Source organism: Poseidonibacter sp., assembly GCF_041821165.1.
Classification (GTDB): domain Bacteria; phylum Campylobacterota; class Campylobacteria; order Campylobacterales; family Arcobacteraceae; genus Poseidonibacter.
This window is the reverse complement of record NZ_JBGUES010000249.1, coordinates 1-2,562: the sequence shown is the minus strand read 5'-3', so window position 1 is coordinate 2,562 and position 2,562 is coordinate 1. Positions and strand designations below refer to the sequence as shown.

Annotated in this window: 2 protein-coding genes and 1 pseudogene; all 3 read right to left on the bottom strand. The window is 28.1% G+C overall.

What is annotated here, in order from left to right; genetic code table 11:
• Window positions 1-603: pseudogene (locus ACERKK_RS12790) on the bottom strand (integrase); the annotation flags it as partial.
• 102 nt (window positions 604-705) lie between these two features.
• Complete coding sequence (gene cheB / locus ACERKK_RS12785) at window positions 706-1,779, bottom strand: chemotaxis-specific protein-glutamate methyltransferase CheB (protein WP_373773463.1); 1,074 nt, start codon at window positions 1,777-1,779, stop codon at window positions 706-708.
• Window positions 1,780-1,805: 26 nt separating this feature from the next.
• The gene (locus tag ACERKK_RS12780) at window positions 1,806-2,480 is read right to left on the bottom strand and encodes a chemotaxis protein CheD (RefSeq protein WP_373773462.1); all 675 of its coding nucleotides are present in this window, start codon (window positions 2,478-2,480) and stop codon (window positions 1,806-1,808) included.
• Between the last annotated feature and the right edge of the window lie 82 nt (window positions 2,481-2,562).

Here is a 2,562-nt window from a genome sequence, read left to right as displayed (position 1 = left end):
AATCATTTTTATAATTAATCGATTTCTATATGCAACATTTGCAGAAAATTCAAAAGAATCAATTGCTAATATAAATTTATCAATTTCTTCTTTAGTCATAAAAGAGGGCAACTTTGTTCCTGAACTTCCAGATAATCCACCCCAATTTTTTAACTCAATTTTATATAAAAATGAATTCCCATTTTCTGCTTCATTTTGCTTATCAATATATGCAAATAATCCAAGTAGGGCAATTCTATAATTTTTCTTTGTAGCATCTGATAATCCACTTGTTATACTTGCAAGAAAATCACTTAAAAGTTCTTCATCAATTTCTTTCATAGATGCTAAACCTAAGTTCCCTAAAAAATCATATAATTTTGTTAATGGATTAAAATAAGTGTTAATTCCACTTAGTCCAATATTTCTAGCATCTTTTACTAATATTTTTAAATCTTCAATATTATTAGTACCTTTTACAAGTGACTGAATTATAAATGCTAATTTCTCTTTATCATTAACTTGTCTATTAGAAAGTGTTGTAAGTTTATACCTTATAAATCTCTCAATCCAAAATAACAATGTTTTATCAAAGTTATCAGTAAAATCTAAATCATATCTCATATTATCTCTTTTTTAATAAATTTATATTTTAGTCTTGAAAACTATAATTTTCAAACTTTTATTTACATTAGCCAAAAGAGGCTAATTCTTATATATACTTTTTTATCTTCTTTTACCTTTTGAAAACTCTACAATATATTGTGCTATTTCATCTAGATGAATTATATCTTTTACTGCACCTGCTTGGATAGCTTTCATTGGCATTCCAAAAACAACACAGCTTTCTTTATTTTGTGCAACTGTATATGCATTATTATCAAACATATCTTTCATAGCAATTGAACCATCATCACCCATACCTGTCATCATAATTCCCATTGCAGAAGAACCAACATTATTATTAACAGATCTAAATAAAACATCAACACTTGGTTTATGCTGACTTACTTTTTTTGTATCTAATAATTTTGTTCTATAATCTTTGCCAACTTTTTCTATTGTAAGATGCATATTTCCAGGTGCTAAATAAGCACATCCATTTTCTAATATCATCCCATCTTTTGCTTCAACAACATCAACATCTGAGTTATCATTTAAACGATGGGCAAAAGAGTTTGAAAAACCATAAGGAATATGTTGTGTAATTACAATAGGTGGTAAACCAGATGGTAATTCTTTGAAAACTCTTAATAAAGATTCAACTCCACCTGTTGAAGAACCAATTGCAATTACCTTACTACCAGGTAATCTTGCAGGATGTGATGGAATAACTTCATCAGGATGAACTTTATACTCTATTTGAGTATTTACAGTTTTTGGTTTTACTAAGGCTTTTGGTTTTTTTAAAGTATATCTTTTTAGTAAAAATGTTAAGTTAAGTAGGGTCTCTTTTATTCTACTTTGAAAAGACAGCATTGATTCGCCAGTACTGGGTTTTGGTATAAATCCAACTGCACCATCATCAAAAATATCATTTCCTCTAACACCCTCACCTGAAATAACAACAGCAGGCATTGGATGAAGTCTCATTAAATTTCTTAAAAAAGTTACACCATCCATTTTTGGCATATTTATATCAATAGTTACTAAATCAGGTTCATATTGTTTGATTTTTTCTCTCGCATCAAAGGCATCTACAGCTATTGCAATTACATCAAATTCATCAATAGAATTAATCATATCTTTTATAATTCTTCTCATAGAAGCAGAATCATCAATCACTAAAACTGTATACATTACTTACCACCCTATTTTTAATAACTTTAGAAAAGTTCAATTTCCATTTGTTCTTCATCTTTTTGCTCAATACCAAATAAATCAACTCCACCAACATATTCTTTGATAACTGGTGCTTTCGTAATTTCTTTTTGTAATGAGTTTTCTTCAGATGCAATTTTATTATCAGTTTCACTTTTTTGTGTAACTTTAATAAATGTTTCGAATTCATTAGCAAGTAATATTAATCTACCATGCTCGCCACGAGTATGTTCACTTATTAGTTTAAAACCTTCTGATTTACAAAAATCTTTTGCAAACTCAACATTTCTATGTCCTATTGAAGGTGAAGCCATATTTAATTGCATAATATCAGCACCACCAGAAATTTTAGCACACATATTATTTTTGCTACATCCTAATTTATACATTTCATTTAGCATTGCTTCAACAGAATAAAGGCCGTATTTCATATCATCATTTGTATTATTTGTTTTAGGTAATAAAAAATGATTCATACCTTTAATTCTTTTAACTTTATCATAAAACATAATAGCAACACATGAGCCTAATAATGTTTTAAAAGCTATTTCTTCAACATCATTTCCAACTGCAAATTCTCCACCAATAATTGTATGTGTTGGATAACCTTTAGTTTTTTGAGTAAATCTAACTAATGATGCTTTTTCGATGCTTCCATCTTTATGCCCAATAATAATCAATTTATTTCCTTTTGCTTAACAAAAATATTTTGACCTATCCTGTCTACATAATTTACTAAATCTTGAGGATTTTCTGAATGTC